Origin of the sequence: Streptomyces sp. NPDC087440, assembly GCF_044744005.1 — a bacterium.
In the GTDB taxonomy this organism is placed as follows: Bacteria; Actinomycetota; Actinomycetes; order Streptomycetales; family Streptomycetaceae; genus Streptomyces.
In genome coordinates this window covers 22899-38639 of the sequence record NZ_JBIUXN010000008.1, presented here as the reverse complement: position 1 = coordinate 38639, position 15741 = coordinate 22899, and the positions used below count along the sequence as shown (strand labels likewise).

Annotated in this window: 9 protein-coding genes; 4 read left to right on the top strand and 5 right to left on the bottom strand. The window is 71.7% G+C overall.

The window, feature by feature from the left end:
• Positions 1-104 precede the first annotated feature (104 nt).
• On the top strand, positions 105-3095 hold the full coding sequence (locus tag ACIO3O_RS17930; protein ID WP_401746612.1) for a CDP-glycerol glycerophosphotransferase family protein: 2991 nt from the start codon (positions 105-107) through the stop codon (positions 3093-3095).
• 76 nt (positions 3096-3171) lie between these two features.
• Here the strand turns inward: ACIO3O_RS17930 and ACIO3O_RS17925 are convergent, their stop codons facing one another.
• The 4 genes from ACIO3O_RS17925 to ACIO3O_RS17910 all read right to left on the bottom strand — a co-directional run bounded on the left by ACIO3O_RS17925 (position 3172) and on the right by ACIO3O_RS17910 (position 7348).
• The gene (locus ACIO3O_RS17925; protein ID WP_401746609.1) at positions 3172-4011 is read right to left on the bottom strand and encodes a TylF/MycF/NovP-related O-methyltransferase; all 840 of its coding nucleotides are present in this window, start codon (positions 4009-4011) and stop codon (positions 3172-3174) included.
• A 74-nt stretch (positions 4012-4085) separates the two neighbouring features.
• Positions 4086-5684: a hypothetical protein gene (locus tag ACIO3O_RS17920; RefSeq protein ID WP_401746607.1), complete on the bottom strand. Its 1599-nt coding sequence runs from the start codon at positions 5682-5684 to the stop codon at positions 4086-4088.
• 167 nt (positions 5685-5851) lie between these two features.
• Positions 5852-6580, bottom strand: a complete 729-nt coding sequence (locus ACIO3O_RS17915) for a methyltransferase domain-containing protein (protein ID WP_401746605.1) — start codon at positions 6578-6580, stop codon at positions 5852-5854.
• 117 nt (positions 6581-6697) lie between these two features.
• Complete coding sequence (locus ACIO3O_RS17910) at positions 6698-7348, bottom strand: TetR/AcrR family transcriptional regulator (protein WP_401746602.1); 651 nt, start codon at positions 7346-7348, stop codon at positions 6698-6700.
• A 185-nt stretch (positions 7349-7533) separates the two neighbouring features.
• On the opposite strand from ACIO3O_RS17910, the gene ACIO3O_RS17905 reads away from it, so the two are divergent.
• From ACIO3O_RS17905 to ACIO3O_RS17895, 3 genes are all read left to right on the top strand, one after another.
• Positions 7534-8436 carry an ABC transporter permease gene (locus ACIO3O_RS17905; RefSeq protein WP_401746599.1) on the top strand — a complete coding sequence of 301 codons (903 nt, stop codon included), beginning with the start codon at positions 7534-7536 and terminating at the stop codon, positions 8434-8436.
• Positions 8429-9238, top strand: coding sequence for an ABC transporter ATP-binding protein (locus ACIO3O_RS17900; protein ID WP_401746596.1), 810 nt, complete (start codon positions 8429-8431; stop codon positions 9236-9238). The genes ACIO3O_RS17905 and ACIO3O_RS17900 overlap by 8 nt, the downstream gene beginning before the upstream one ends.
• 74 nt (positions 9239-9312) lie before the next feature.
• Positions 9313-10563: a glycosyltransferase family 87 protein gene (locus ACIO3O_RS17895; RefSeq protein ID WP_401746595.1), complete on the top strand. Its 1251-nt coding sequence runs from the start codon at positions 9313-9315 to the stop codon at positions 10561-10563.
• 50 nt (positions 10564-10613) lie between these two features.
• Here ACIO3O_RS17895 and ACIO3O_RS17890 read toward each other — a convergent pair whose 3' ends face one another.
• Positions 10614-15548: an NAD-glutamate dehydrogenase gene (locus tag ACIO3O_RS17890; protein WP_401746592.1), complete on the bottom strand. Its 4935-nt coding sequence runs from the start codon at positions 15546-15548 to the stop codon at positions 10614-10616.
• Between the last annotated feature and the right edge of the window lie 193 nt (positions 15549-15741).

Sequence of the window (15741 nt, the reverse complement as noted above, 5' to 3'; positions counted from 1 at the left end):
TCCGGCGTAACCGGCTTCGCGCACCTCCCGTTGCCGGGCATACGGCCCGCCCGCCTTGTCGGGGGCGCGGCCCGTCCTGCCCGCGTCGACCCCATGGATGTGCCGTGCCCCGGTTCAGCGTGATCGTGCCCGCTTACCAGGTCCAGGAATACCTGGAGGAGTGCCTTGACTCGGTGCTGACCCAGTCCTTCGACGACTTCGAACTGATCGCGGTGGACGACTGCTCGCCGGACGCGTGCGGCGATCTCATCGACGAGTACGCCGCCCGCGACCCGCGCGTACGCCCCCTGCACCTGGCGGAGAACGGTGGCCTCGGCAACGCCCGCAACCTCGGCATGGAGCGGGCCCGCGGCGACTACCTGATCTTCCTCGACAGCGACGACACCCTGGTCCCCGGTGCCCTGCAGTCCGTCTCCGACCGCCTCAAGGAGGCGGACTCCCCCGACGTCCTGGTCTTCGACTACGCCCGTACGTACTGGAGCGGCGAGGTCGAACGCAACCAGTTCAGCGGCGAGTTGCACGAGGAGGGCCCGGCGTCCTTCCCGCTGGCCGACCGCCCCGGGCTGCTGCGCGTCCTGATGGTCGCCTGGAACAAGGCGTACCGGCGGGACTTCGTCGAGCGCGAGGGCTTCACCTTCCCCTCCGGCTACTACGAGGACACCCCCTGGACCTACCCGGTCCTGATGTCGGCGGCCTCGATCTCCACGCTGGACGAGGTGTGCGTGCACTACCGGCAGCGCCGCCAGGGCAACATCCTCTCCACCACCTCCCGCAAGCACTTCGACCTGTTCGACCAGTACGACCGGGTCTTCGCCTTCCTCGACTCCCGCCCGGAGCTGGCGGGCTGGCGGCCGGTCATCTACCGCCGCATGATCGACCACTTCGGTACGGTCTTCACGCGTCCGGGGCGCCTCCCCAAGGGCAGCCGGGCGGAGTTCTTCCGCCGGGCCCGCGCCCACTGCCGCCAGTACCGCACCCCGGACACCGCCTCCCGCTTCCCGGCCCACCCGCGCGGCATCGCCGCCCGCAGCGCGGCGGCCCGCCGGGCGGGCGCCCAGGGACACACCCCGGGGGGCAAAGCGGGGGCGGACTCCGGCAGCGAGGCGGACCAGGCAGGGGCTGGGGCGGAATCCGGACCAGGGGCGGGCTCGGGCTCGGGCTCGGGCTCGGGCTCGGGCTCGTCCAGGCGTACCCCCGCCGCCCGCCGCGCCGCCACCCTGACCGCCAGTGCCCGCCGCGCGGCCGCGTCCGCCTCCCGGCGACTCGCCTCGCCGACCGCTGCCGACACCGGCACCGGCACCGGCAGCGGCAGCGCGGGTCCGGGCACGGGCGCACAGGCCACGGGCGCACCCCGGACGGCCCCGGCGGGTTCGCCCCGTACCGGTACGGAAGCCGCCGTCCCGCCCCAGTCCGGCGGCACGGGTCACGGCAGCACCGCAAGCGGCAGCGCCGGCACCGGGAGCGGCGACAAGGGGAGCAGCGGCTCCACCGCCCCCCGCCCCCGCCGCACCGCGGCGCGCACCACCCCCGGCACCGCCGCCGGTGACGCCGCCGCCCTGCGCCTGGTCACCGGCACGGGCCCGGGAACCGGTGTCGGCGCCCCGGCCGCCGCCTTCCGCAGCCCCGGCGCCCCCGCCGCCCCGCGGATCGCCGCACCCTCGGCCCGCACTCGGCTCCGGCAGGCACTGGTCCGGCTGGGCAGCCACCGCACGTACCGCCTGCTCGCCCTCGCCCAGGCCGTCCGCCGCACCGCCACCTCCCGCACCCGCGCCCTGCTGCGCGTCGTGCGCTCGGCCGTCATGCAGCTGCACTACCGCGTCCAACTGCGGCTGCCCGTACGCGAGGACCAGGCCGTGTTCGCCGCGTACTGGAACCGTGGCTACTCCTGCAACCCGGCCGCCGTCGAGGCGAAGGTCCGCGAGCTGGCCCCGCAGGTGAAGACCGCGTGGATCACCGGCGCCGCGCACGCCCACACCGTCCCCACCGGCACCCGCCGGCTGCGCCCCGGCTCGGCCGCGTACTGGAGTGCGCTGGCCCGCGCCAAGTACCTGGTGAACAACGTCAACTTCGACCACCGCCTCGCCAAGCGCCCCGGCCAGGTCCTGCTCCAGACCCAGCACGGCACTCCGCTGAAGTCGATGGGCCTCGACCTCCAGGACCGCCCCGCCGCGGCCATGGACTTCGAGAAGCTGCTCGCGAACACCGACAAGTGGGACTACCTGCTGTCCTCCAACCGCCACTCCTCCCTCGTCTGGGGAAGGGCCTATCCCTCCGCCTACACCACCCTCGAACACGGGTATCCGCGCAACGACGTCTTCCAGAGCGCCACGGCCGACGACGTCGCCCGCATCCGCGCCTCGCTCAACATCCCCGAAGGCTCCACCGCCGTCCTCTACGCTCCGACGCACCGCGACTACCGGCGGACCCAGCGCCTGACGCTCGACCTCGAACGCATCGCCCGGTCCCTCGGGCCCCGGCACGTGATCCTGACCCGTGCCCACTACTTCGCCAACGGTCCGCTGCACCGGCCGAGTTCCCACAGCTCGGCCCGAATCGTCGATGTGAGCGAACATCACTCGATCGAGTCACTCTGTCTGGCCTCGGACGCCCTGGTCACGGACTACTCGTCGCTGATGTTCGACTACGCCAACCTCGACCGCCCGATCGTCCTGCACATCGACGACTGGGAGGCCTACGAGGCGTCCCGCGGCACCTACTTCGACATCCGCGAGTTCCCGCCGGGCGCGATCGCCCGCACCGAGGACGAGCTGATCGACATCTTCCGGACCGGCCACTGGCGCGGTTCGCGCTCCGCCCAGCTGCGCGCCGCTTTCCGCACCCGGTTCTGCGCGTTCGACGACGGCCACGCGGCGGAGCGCGTCGTGCGCCGCGTCTTCCTCGGCCAGACCGAGGGCCTGCCCCGCTTCGTACCGCTGGAGGACCGCACCCCGGCCCCCGCGCCCGGCAGCGCCCCCCAGAGCGCCTTCCCGGGGTCCGGTCTCCCGGACGCCCCCGAGTCCGTACTGCCCGCCCAGCAGGACGCCAGGACCACCGCGCAGGCCGTCGCGGACCTCCTCCCGGCGGAGCTGCGCTGAGCACCGCGCACGACGTACGACGAGGAGGGGCCCGGCGGACAACCGCCGGGCCCCTCCTCGTTCGTCGTGCGGGCGGTTACGGCTTGACCGCGATCCGCCCCTCGTCCATGCGCAGCAGCAGCAACTGCTCGCCGGTCTCCTCCAGGAACTCGTCGACGGCCTGCCGCGAGCCCTGCCAGTACCCGTAGTCGTCGATGAGCAGCACGCCGCCGCTCACCAGACGCGAGTACAGGTGCTTGAGCTCGTGCTTCGTCGAGGCGTACCAGTCGGTGTCCAGGCGCAGGATCGAGATCTGCTCCGGGGCCTCGTCGGGAACGGTGTCCTCGACCTTGCCCTGCACGTAGTGCAGCCGCTCGGCCGGGTAAGGAACCTTCTCGAAGCCCGACTTGACGTCGTCCAGCGAGGCGACGGCCCAGATCGGCCGGTCCTTGCCGTAGACCTCCAGGAGCTGCGCGGCGGACTTGCCGTCGAGCCGCTTGTCCTCCTCGGTGGGCGGTGTCATGCCCTCGAACGTGTCGAAGAGGTAGAGCTCGCGGTCGTCGACGCCCTCGGCGAGGAGCGTCTTCGCGCAGGCCTGCATGGAGCCGCCGCGCCACACGCCGCACTCCACGATCGCACCGGGGATGTCGTGCTTGACGATGTGCCGGGTGGCCAGGATGAAGGCGTTGAGCCGCTCGGGAGAGGTCATCGAGTACGGCTTCACCGCACGGATGATCTCCTTCGCCCCGTCGTCGTAGTCGGCGGGCAGTTCAAGGACGTTGGGCTTGGGGCTGGGCTTCGGCTTGGGCGCGGGGGCCGGGACGACGGCCGCGGGGCGGGCCGCCTGTCGGGGACGTTGGCCTGGAACCGGGACGCGTCGCAGCTGGTAGCCGGTCAGTTGCTGAAGGACGCCATTCACGGCGTTACGCCATACCATGCGCACGGACAGTACGCGGAAATGCTGGCGTCCGCCTCCATCTCGTCAACATCCGGCCACCCGGCCGACGCGCTTCAGCAGTTCAGGTCGACCCGTACCAGGCGTGACTTGTCTGGACCTGTGGCCACCGTAAAGAAACCCTGACCAGGGGGAATTGACTGGCTCGGGGTCAGCAGCAGCCAATCGGCGCCGCCGCTGCACACGGCTTTTCGGCGCAGACGCGCATCAGTTCGGCCATTCAGTGCGCGTGCCATGTCGGTGGCTCTGCGTGCGTTTTCCGCGACGGGGATCTCCGGTTGCGGCCAGGCGGGCATCACCGTGTACGCGCCGTATCCGGGCAGCATCCGCAACGCCACATAGTGGTTGGTCAACACCACGTCCCCCGGGCGCACATGGCGCATCGCCCACTCCCACCCCGGCCACGGCGGCAGGAACTGCACGTGTGCGGTGAACACCCGGGGCATCAGCTCCGGGGGCACCAGGTAGAGCAGCGCCCCCGCCTGCGCCCGTGCGCCGAGCGGCAGCGCCACGGCGAGCACCGCGGCGAGCAGGGTGCGGCGCATCCTCTCGACGCGGGCGCGCGGCCACGGCGCGCACACCTCCACCGCGACGGCGCACTGCAGTCCGAGCAGCAGGTACGGCAGCACGCGCCCCCAGGTGTAGTGCCCGGTGCACCAGCCGGCGGCGGCGACGCCCGCGGTGCCCAGGCACAGCAGCACCAGGGGGTCGCGCCGGGAGCGCCGGTGCCGGAGCAGCAGGACGGGCACGGCGATCAGCGCCAGCCCGTACCGCTCGGGCATCGACGTGTAGGCGGCGATGTGGAAGGAGTCCAGCGCCGAGGAGTCGGGGATCGACAGGACGTTCCCGTACGGCCACAGCAGCAGCGGAAGCAGCACGCCGACGCCGGCCGCCGCACCCCGTGCGAGGGTGCTCCGGTCGCGCCCTCGCACCGTACCGGCGCACACCGCGCCGCAGCCGATCAGCGCTCCCACCGCCATGACCGGGTGAATGAGCACCAGGACGGCGACGAGCACCCCGGTGACCGCCCAGTGCCCCGCCCCGGTGCGCCCGCGGGTCGCCCGCATGAGGCGCGCCCACAGGTGCAGCCCGAGCGCGAGGGCGAACGTGCTCGGATACGACAGGGACAGGCACAGCGCCGACAGGGAGGTGTGTCCGCCCCACAGGAACAGGTGCGTCCCCCACAGGAAGAGCATGCACAGGGTGGCGAACACCGGCGCCCAGGCACCGGAGGACAGCGTCCTGACGAAGCGGCGCAGTGCGGCGAGCAGGGCGACGGCGTTGACCGTGGCGCAGACGCTCAGCGTCGCGAACGTCGACAGGCCCGTCAAGCGCGCCAGGAGGGCCGCCAGGACGGTGTAGGGCGTGTAGTACGGGCTGCTGTCGCCGGGGCGCTCGACGAGCGGGCTGCCGGGGTCGGAGAGGTTCTGCGTGAGCCGCTCCAGGACCGCCGCGTGCTGCCCCAGGTCACCGAGCCAGGGCAGCCGCCAGGCGACGCACACCAGGAAGCAGACGATGCCGCCGAGCACCAGGTCCGGTGCCGGGGGCAGCCGCCGCACAGTGGCCCGGGCGGGCAGGGGACGACCGGGCCGGGGAGCGACGGGCGGTGAGCCACGGGCCGCCGTGGGGGCGCCGGCAGGGGATGCGGTGGCCATGCGGGGTCGCCCTCCGGAGGGGATCGATGTCCCCGTCACCCTGCAACGGTCCGGTGGGCGGCCTCGGGCTTCGACGTGCGGGCATCCGGGTGACCGCCGGGCGGGGCGGCGCCCGGCGGGCCCGCACCGGGCGGGCGGCCACCGCACCGGCTCGGTGGGTGGAGCGGCTACTGCACCGGCTCGGCGGCCGGGGCGGGCACCTGCTTGGGGCGTCCGGCCAGCACGCGGTCCGGGTGGGCGCCCGGGACGGGGATGCCGTCGACGCCGCCGATGTGGTTGGCCCAGCGGATCGTCACCTCGCGCACGATCGCCCGCGAGAGGCGGTACGGCAGGTGGGGTGCCCGGCGCGGCTTGCGGAAGACGCCGACCGAGTCGCCCCAGTAGGCGTGCTTGGCGTCGATGGCCTCGTAGTCGTGCCGGATGCCCTTCATGGGCGGGAAGTCGGTGAAGGCCTCGCGCAGTTCGAGCCCGCAGTAGGCGGCCATCGCGCGGAAGCCGTCGGGGTAGTAGCGCCAGCAGTCCTGTGCGTCATGGGCGTTGCCGCGCGAGGGTGCGGTGATGAAGGCGTGCCCGCCGGGCCGCAGCACCCGGCCGATCTCCATGATGGAGGCCCAGAAGAACGGGATGTGCTCGAAGGCCTGGCCGGAGATGACGATGTCGGCGGTGCGCGACTTCAGCGGGATGCGGTACGGGTCGGTCATGACCCGGTCCACGTTCGGCCCGTCGAGGACGTCGACGCCGACGTAGTCGATCTTGTGGTCCGCCAACAGGGCGCGGTGGGTGAGGCTTTGCCCCGGTGAGATGCGCGATCCCAGGTCGACGACGCGGTGTCGCTTGGTCAGGGGCATGTACTCCTTCACACAGAGCGCCATCTGGTCGTAAGCGGACTGGTGCATGGTTCTCTCCCTGTGACGTCAACTCATGGAGGATGCCGCACCATGGCGGCGCCCCCATTGTTGCCGTCAACCGCGCGCGCGTGTCGACCGCCCGCGATTCTCGTCATCTCCCCCGCACTACCTGCCCGTTCGGGCGGTGAGCGCGGCGACGGCCGCCGCCGCGAGGTCATCCATATGGGCGTCGTAGCCCTCGGGGGGTTCGGTCCGTACGACGACGAGACGCCAGTACAGCGGCCCGGCCACCAGCTCCAGGACCCGGTCGACGTCGGTCCCCCCGGGCAGGTCGCCGCGCGCGACGGCGTCCCGGACGAGTCCGGCGGCGATCCCGTGGCGCGGGTCGAGCAGGGCGGCCCTGATGGCCTCGGCGATCTCCGGGTTGCGGACGGCCTCGACCAGCAGGTCGGGGATCACCTGCGAGGCGACGGGGTGGCGCAGCGCGTGCGCGAGGACCTCGATCAGGGCGCGCACGTCGCCGTACAGCGAGCCCGTGGCGGGCGCCGGGAGGCCCTGTGCCGCGACGGCGGACACGAGGTCGAGGACGAGGTGCAGCTTGGAGCTCCAGCGCCGGTAGACGGCCGTCTTGCCGACTCCGGCGCGGCGGGCGATGCCCTCGATGGACATGCGCGCGTAGCCGACGGCGGCGAGTTCGGCGAAGACGGCGGCGCGAATCGCCTCGGTGACGTCCTCGCGCAGCACCGCCGCCCCGGCCGGCGCCCGCTTCGCGGGGCCCGTGGTCGCGGTGTCCGGTGCCTTCGGGTCGGTCGTCATGGCGGACATCCTAACGTCACGACGGAACGGTTGCGTTTCGACGTCGATGCGCCCTACTGTCGACGCCACGACGATACGGTTCCGTCCCGACGCACTCGCCGCCCGGCAGCACGCTGCCCGGCGCGGCACGTCCGGCGCGCTCCCGCGCTCCCGGAGAAACCGGCCCGCCCAGCGAAAGCAGCCCCATGGCCACCTCCACCGCACCGCCCCGACCCCTCCCGCCCGACCTCACCGCCTACGCCCTCGCGCACGGCCTCACCGTCAGTGGTGCGCGCCCTTCCCTGCCGCAGTACGTCCGGCAGTTGTGGTCGCGGCGGCACTTCGTCATGGCCTTCGCCACCGCCCGCCTCACCGCGCAGTACAGCGGCGCCCGGCTCGGGCAGCTGTGGCAGGTGCTGACACCGCTGCTGAACGCGGCCGTGTACTACGTCGTCTTCGGCGAGCTGATGCACACCAAGGACGACGTCACCGACTTCGTGCCGTTCCTGGTGACCGGCGTCTTCGTGTGGTCGTTCACGCAGAGCACCCTGACGGCGGGCGCCCGCGCCATCAGCGGCAACCTCGGCCTGGTGCGGGCGCTGCACTTCCCGCGCGCCGCCCTGCCCGTCTCGTACGCCCTGCAACAGCTCCAGCAACTGCTGGTCTCGCTGGGCGTGCTGGCCGCCATCCTGGTGTGCTGCGGACAGCTCCCGCGGCCCTCCTGGCTGCTCGCGGCGCCCGCCCTCGCGCTCCAGACCCTCTTCAACACCGGTGTGGCGCTGGTGCTGGCCCGGCTGGCGGCCCGCACACCGGACCTGGCGCAACTGCTGCCGTTCCTGCTGCGCACGTGGATGTACACGTCCGGCGTGATGTGGAGCGTGGCGCAGCTCGTCAGGGGCGACAGGGTCCCGGAGGCCGTACGGGTGCTCCTGGAGTGCAATCCGGCGGCCGTGTACATCGCACTGGTGCGGTACGCGCTGATCGACAGCTACGGCGCCGCACAGCTCCCGGCGCACGTGTGGGCGCTGGCCGCCGCCTGGGCGCTCGTGGCGGGCGCGGGCGGCCTCGTGTACTTCTGGCGCGCGGAGGAGAGGTACGGCCGTGGCTGAGCCCGCACCGACCGCCGAGGACACGGCCACCGCCGGGGACACCCCCACCGTCGTCGTGGACGGCCTGCACGTCACCTACCGGGTGCACGGCGCGGGTTCGGGCCGGGGCAATGCCGTCAGGGCCCTGCGCGGGCTCCTCTCCCGGGCGCCCTCCCCCGCCGTGCGCACGGTGCACGCCGTCAAGGGCGTCAGTTTCGTCGCACGCAAGGGCGAGGCGATCGGGCTGATCGGCTCCAACGGCTCCGGCAAGTCCACCCTCCTCCAGGCGGTGGCCGGACTCCTGCCCGCCGACCGGGGCCGGGTGCTCACCCGGGGGCAGCCCTCCCTGCTCGGCGTGAACGCAGCATTGTTGAACGATCTGACGGGTGAACGAAACGTCGTCCTGGGCACCCTCGCGATGGGCATCTCCCGCCAGGAGGTCAGGGAACGCTACGACTCCGTCGTCGCGTTCTCCGGCATCAACGAGAAGGGCGACTTCATCTCGCTGCCCATGAACACCTACTCCTCCGGCATGTCCGCGCGCCTGAAGTTCTCCATCGCCGCCGCCAAGACCCACGAGGTGCTGCTGATCGACGAGGCCCTGTCCACCGGAGACGCCCGCTTCCAGGAGCGCAGCCGCCGCCGCATCGCCGAACTGCGCGAGCAGGCGGGCACCGTGTTCCTGGTCAGCCACCACCACCGGACCATCACCGAGACCTGCGACCGGGCCCTGTGGCTGGAGTCGGGCACACTCCGGATGGACGGTCCCGCCGAGGAGGTGGTGGCCGCGTACGAACGGTCGACCGCGGCGAAGGGCGGGTGACGGGGCAGCTGCGGTTCGGCCGGGAAACGCCAGGTGACGGCCGTTTGCGGCACGGGCGTTCTAAAATCCCGGCGATGACGCCCCCGCAGCTCGCCCCCAGCGCCCCGGCCGCCCCGACGGCCCCCGGGCCCTCTGCCCGGCCCTCTCCCGTCCGCCTGGCCGCCGTGTGGGTCCTCACCCGCGCCCTCCAGGTCCTGCTGGTCTCGGAGGTGTTCGGCCGGGTCGGCGACGGCATCAACGGCGAGGTCCACCGGATCTACCGGACCTGGTACGAGCAACTGCTCACCGGCGCCTTCCCGTTGGACGACGTGATGTGGCAGTACCCGCCGGGCGCCGCCCTGGTGATCCTGTCACCGGCGCTGGTGCCCGGGCTCAGCTACTTCCAGGCGTTCGTCGCCCTCACTCTCCTGGTCGACGCCGTGGTCACCGCCGCGCTGGTGCGCGCGGGACGCCCGCAGGGCCGCCTCGCGGGCGCCTGGGTGTGGGTCGCCGGACTGCCGATGCTGCTGCACGTCCCCCTGGTGCGCTACGACGTCCAGGTGACCGCCCTCGCGGTGCTCTCGCTGCTCGCCCTGCGCAGGCGGCCGGTGCCGGCCGGGGCGCTGGCCGCCGTCGGCGCTCTGGTGAAGGTGTGGCCGGCGCTGGCGCTCCTGGGCGCACCCCGGGGACGTACCACCAAGGCGGCCTGGGGATCGGCCGTGGTGTCGGCCGCGGCGCTGCTGGGAGTGCTGGCGCTGGCGTTCTCGCACACCTTCGACTTCCTGCGCCAGCAGGGCAACAGGGGCGTGCAGATCGAGTCGCTGGGCGGCACCGTGCTGGCGCTCGCCCGGCTCGTCGGCGCCCCGTACGAGGGGGCGTACCGGGTCGAGTACCGCTACGGCGCGATGGAGTACCTCGGCCCGTACGTGTCCACCGTCGCGCACCTGTCCCTGGCGCTGACGGTGGCGGCGTTCGGCTGGCTGCTGCTGTGGCGGGTGAAGGCGCGGCGCTGGACCGCTGCGACGGCGTGCGACGCGGCCCTGTGCGCGGTGCTGCTGTTCGTGGTCACCAGCAGGGTGATCAGCCCGCAGTACATGATCTGGCTGATCGGGCTGTCCGCCGTGTGCCTGACGCTGCGCGAGAGCGTGCTGCGCCCGGTGGTGAAGCTCCTGCTGCTGGCGTCCTTCGTGAGCACCCTCGCGTACCCCCTGGCGTACGGACAGGTGACGTCCGGGACGGTGTACGGCTGCCTGCTGATGCTCCTGCGCAACGGACTGCTGGTGGCCGCGGCCGTGCTGGCGTGCCGCCGCCTGTGGGCGTCGACGGTCACCCGGCGCGCACCCTAGAGAGCCCGAAGGGGCCCACCACGGTGTGGTGGGCCCCTTCGACTCCTGCGTCAGACCCGGTTGCGCAGCAGCGTGCGCATGGTGCGCATCGCCACCGACAGGTTCGCCAGGTCGAAGTCGTCCGAGCCCTGGATCTCCTCCAGGGTGGAACGCGCGCGTCCCAGCAGGGCCGCGTTCTTCTCCTCCCACGCCTTGTAGCGCTGCTCCGGGGTGGAGCTGCCGTTCCCGACGGACAGCACGTCCTGGGTCAGGCCGGCGTGGGCGGCGTACAGGTCCTCGCGGATGGAGGCGCGGGCCATGGACTGCCAGCGGTCGGCACGCGGCAGCTCGATGATGCGGTCCATCAGCTGCGTGATGCCGAGCCGGTCACCGAGGTCGTAGTACACCTCGGCGACGTCCATCGGCTCCTTGTCGAGGCGGTCCGCGATGGCGACCACGTCGAGGATCGGGAAGGCCGAGGAGAAGCCCGCCACGCGCAGCGCCAGGTCCTCCGGCACACCGGCGGCGGTGAGCTCGGCGAGGATGCCCTGGTACCACTCCAGGTCCGCGCCGCGCAGCAGCTTCGGCAGGTCCGCCCAGACCTGCGCCACGCCCGCCCGGAAGAACTCGACGGTCTCGCCGATCTCCAGCGGCTGCGGGCGGTTGCCCAGCAGCCAGCGGGTGCCGCGCTCGACCAGGCGCCGCGAGTGCAGCCGGATCTGCGTCTGGACCTCGGCGGCGACCTGGTTGTCGAGGGCCTCCACGGCCTCCCAGACGTCACTGAGGCCGAAGATCGCCCGGGCCGCGAACTGCGCCCGTACGACTTCCTCGATGGACGCGCCGGTCTCCTCGCGCAGCCGGTGCAGGAAGGTCGAGCCACCGGTGTTGACGGTGTCGTTGACCAGCACCGTGGTGATGATCTCGCGGCGCAGCGCGTGGGCGTCGATCTGCTCGGCGAACTTCTCCCGCAGGGCGGCGGGGAAGTACTCGTGCAGCAGCACCCGCAGGTGCGGGTCGTCGGGCAGCTCGGTGGAGATCAGCTCGTCCGCGACGGTGATCTTCGTGTACGCGAGCAGCACGGCCAGCTCCGGCTGCGACAGCCCCTTGGAATTGTTCAACAATTCCCGGATCTGGCGGTCGTTGGGCAGGAACTCCAGCGCCCGGTCCAGGTGACCGTCACGCGTGAGGCGCCGCATGAAGCGCTGGTGCGCGTGCAGCAGCGACGGCGACTGGGCGACGGCGTTCGCCAGGGCGGTGTTCTGCGCGTAGTTGTTGCGCAGCACCAGCGTGCCGACCTCGTCGGTCATCTCGGCCAGCAGCTTGTTGCGCTGCTTGACGGTCATGTCGCCGTCGGTGACGAGCGCGTTGAGCAGGATCTTGATGTTCACCTCGTGGTCGGAGGTGTCCACACCGGCGCTGTTGTCGATGGCGTCGGTGTTGATCCGGCCGCCCTCGCGGGCGAACTCGATGCGGCCGAGCTGGGTGGCGCCCAGGTTGCCGCCCTCGCCGACGACCTTGACCCGCAGGTCCTCACCGTTGACGCGGATGGCGTCGTTCGCCTTGTCGCCGACGTCGGCGTTGGATTCGGCGGAGGACTTGACGTACGTACCGATGCCGCCGTTCCACAAAAGGTCGACCGGCGCCTTGAGGATGGCCTGCATCAGGTCGGCCGGGGTCATCTTGGCGGTGCCCGGCTCCAGACCCAGCGCCTCGCGCATCGCGGCGTTCACCGGGATGGACTTGGCGCTGCGCGGGTGGATGCCGCCGCCCTGCGACAGGAGGTCCTTGTTGTAGTCGGCCCAGGAGCTGCGCGGCAGCTCGAACAGACGACGGCGCTCGGCGTAGGAGACGGCGGCGTCCGGGTTCGGGTCGATGAAGATGTGCCGGTGGTCGAACGCGGCCACCAGACGGATGTGCTCGGACAGCAGCATGCCGTTGCCGAACACGTCGCCGGACATGTCGCCGACGCCGACGACCGTGAAGTCCTCGGTCTGGGTGTCGTGCCCGAGCTCGCGGAAGTGCCGCTTGACGGACTCCCAGGCGCCGCGGGCGGTGATGCCCATGCCCTTGTGGTCGTAGCCGACGGAGCCGCCGGAGGCGAAGGCGTCGCCGAGCCAGAAGTCGTAGGCGACGGCGATCTCGTTGGCGATGTCGGAGAACGTCGCGGTGCCCTTGTCGGCGGCGACCACGAGGTACGTGTCGTCCTCGTCGTGCCGGACGACGTCCTTCGGGGGCACGACCTCACCAGCGACCATGTTGTCGGTGATGTCGAGGAGCGCCGAGATGAACGTCTTGTACGAGGCGATGCCCTCGGCCAGCCACGCGTCCCGGTCCACCGACGGATCGGGCAGGTTCTTCGCGACGAAGCCGCCCTTGGCGCCGACGGGCACGATGACGGTGTTCTTCACCATCTGCGCCTTGACCAGGCCGAGCACCTCGGTACGGAAGTCCTCGCGCCGGTCCGACCAGCGCAGACCACCGCGCGCGACCTTGCCGAAGCGCAGGTGCACACCCTCCACGCGCGGCGAGTACACCCAGATCTCGTACGCCGGGCGCGGCGCGGGGAGGTCGGGGATCGCCTGCGGGTCGAACTTCATCGACACGTACGCGTGCGGCTTGCCGTCGTCCGCCTTCTGAAAGAAGTTCGTCCGCAGCGTCGCCTTGATGACGGTCAGGAAGGAGCGCAGGATGCGGTCCTCGTCGAGCGAGGCGACCTGCTCCAGCGCGCCGTCGAGCTCTTCGAGCAGCCCGTCGATGAGCTCGGTGCCCGCCTTCTGCCGCTCGGGCGACATGCGTGCCTCGAACAGGGAGACCAGCAGCCGGGTGGTGTGGACGTTGTTGCGGAGGGTGTCCTCCATGTAGTCCTGGCTGAAGGTCGACTTCGCCTGGCGCTGGTACTTCGCGTACGCGCGCAGCACGACCGCCTGGCGCCAGGTCAGCCCGGCGCGCAGTACCAGCGAGTTGAAGCCGTCGTTCTCGGCGGCACCCGTCCACACGGCCGCGAAGGCGTCCTGGAAGCGCTCGCGGGCGTCGTCGGCGAGGTAGTCGCCGACGCCCGGGATCTGCGGCATGCGCAGCCCGAAGTCGTAGATCCAGGCGTGCGTACGGTCCGCGCAGCGCAGCTCGTACGGACGCTCGTCGACGACCTCGACGCCCAGCAGCTGGAGCACCGGCAGGACGGCGGACAGGGAGACCTGCTCGCCGGTGCGGTAGATCTTGAAGCGGCGCTCGCCGGGACCGGCGCCCACCGGCTCGTACAGGCTGAGGGCGAAGTCCTTGACGCCCTGGCTGAGCTGCTCCAGGTGCACCAGGTCGGCGACCGCGGCGCGCGGCGAGTGGTCGGCCTTGTAGCCCTCGGGGAAGGCGTGACCGTACCGCCGCAGCAGTTCGGCGGCGCGCTCCTCGCCGAGCTCGGCGTTGAGGGCCTCGGCGAAGCCGTCGGACCAGGAGCGGGCGGCCTCCGCGAGGCGGGCCTCGATGCGCTCGACGTCGGCCTCGGTGAGGACGGTGAGCTCGGTGCCGGGCTCGACGCGGACGACGAAGTGCAGGCGGGAGAGGATCGACTCGGTGTTCCAGGCGGTGAAGTCGACGCTGGTGCCGCCGAGCTCCTCCTTGAGGATGTCGATCAGGCGCAGGCGCACACCGGTGGTGTAGCGGTCGCGCGGCAGGTAGACGATCGCCGAGTAGTAGCGGCCGTACTCGTCCTGGCGCAGGTACAGCCGCAGCCGGCGCCGCTCCTGGAGGTAGAGCACGGACGTGACGACGGAGCGCAGCTGGTCGACGGGCGTCTGGAACAGCTCGTCGCGCGGGTAGGTCTCCAGGATCTGGAGCAGGTCGCGGCCGTCGTGGCTGTTGGCGGTGAAACCGGCGCCTTCGAGGACCTCGGCGACCTTGCGCCGGATGACGGGGACGCGGCGCACCGACTCGGTGTACGCGGCGGAGGAGAACAGGCCGAGGAAACGGCGCTCGCCCACCACGTTGCCCTCGGCGTCGAACTTCTTCACACCGACGTAGTCGAGGTACGAGGGACGGTGCACGGTGGCGCGGCTGTTGGCCTTGGTGAGCACCAGGAGCTTGTGCTCGCGGGCCTTGGCGCGGGCGTCGGCGGGCAGCCGGGAGAACGACGGGGAGACGGGGTGCGTCTCGTCGTCCTCGTGGTGCTGCGGGTCGGAGCGCAGGACGCCGAGCCCGGTGCCGGGGACGGCCGTGAGGGAGTCCTCGCCGGTCAGCTCGTACTCGCGGTAGCCGAGGAAGGTGAAGTGGTCGGCGGCCAGCCAGCGCAGCAGCTCGCGGGCCTCCTCGACCTCCTGGTCGGGGAGGTCGGCGGCCTTGGGCTCGCCGGGCAGCTCGTCGGCGATGCGCAGCGCGGAGTCGCGCATCTTCTCCCAGTCCTCGACGGCCTCGCGGACGTCGGACAGGACGCGCAGCAGGTCGGCGGTGATCTGCTTGAGGTCGCCGCGGTCGGTCTCGCGGTCCATCTCGACGTGGATCCACGACTCGACGATCGCGTCGTGCGGCAGCTCGCCGGTGATCTGCTTGGAGAGCACCTCGATGAGCTTGCCGGTCACGTCACGGCGCACCAGCACCTGGGGGTGAATGACGACGTGGATGCCGCGGCCCTGCCGGGACAGCTCGTTGGTCACCGAGTCGACGAGGAAGGGCATGTCGTCCGTCACGACTTCCACGACCGAGTGACTGCACGTCCACCCGTTCTCCTCGACGGTCGGGGTGTGCACCCGTACGTTCGCCGTGCCCTGCGGGCGGTTCGCCGCCAGCCGGTAGTGCGAAAGCGCCGCCCCGAAGACGTCGACCGGGTCGCGGTCGCTGAGGTCTTCCGGGGCTGTGTGCAGGTAATAGCGCTGGAGGTACGCGAGCAGCGCGTCCTGGTCGGGCGCCCCTTCGCTCTCGGACCCAGTCGGAGTTAGTCCCCCCGCCGGGCTGTTCTCAGCTACCCGGGCGGCCCGTGCGAGCAGCTCGGCCTTGGCTTCGTCCAGCTTGGTCTGCATGTCCTCTGGCTCCTGTCGCGCGCCGTTGCGTGACGTAGGTGGTGGAGAAAGTACAACGCCACGACGCGGTGTCTCCGGTCGCTTCTGACGTTGTGCCGCGAAGTGGGATCACGATGACACCCGGGCCGGACGCCGGTTTCGGCGTCGTGTCCGGGGTCGGAAAACCAGCGGTGGCCCGGGCACGGTAGTGCGC

Bases quoted from the DNA above. Each gene is read 5' to 3' on its own strand.
- ACIO3O_RS17910 (WP_401746602.1), bottom strand. From the start codon at position 7,348: ATGACGACCGACCCGAAGGCACCGGACACCGCGACCACGGGCCCCGCG.
- ACIO3O_RS17920 (WP_401746607.1), bottom strand. From the start codon at position 5,684: ATGGCCACCGCATCCCCTGCCGGCGCCCCCACGGCGGCCCGTGGCTCA.
- ACIO3O_RS17895 (WP_401746595.1), top strand. From the start codon at position 9,313: ATGACGCCCCCGCAGCTCGCCCCCAGCGCCCCGGCCGCCCCGACGGCC.
- ACIO3O_RS17925 (WP_401746609.1), bottom strand. From the start codon at position 4,011: ATGGTATGGCGTAACGCCGTGAATGGCGTCCTTCAGCAACTGACCGGC.
- ACIO3O_RS17915 (WP_401746605.1), bottom strand. From the start codon at position 6,580: ATGCACCAGTCCGCTTACGACCAGATGGCGCTCTGTGTGAAGGAGTAC.
- ACIO3O_RS17905 (WP_401746599.1), top strand. From the start codon at position 7,534: ATGGCCACCTCCACCGCACCGCCCCGACCCCTCCCGCCCGACCTCACC.
- ACIO3O_RS17890 (WP_401746592.1), bottom strand. From the start codon at position 15,548: ATGCAGACCAAGCTGGACGAAGCCAAGGCCGAGCTGCTCGCACGGGCC.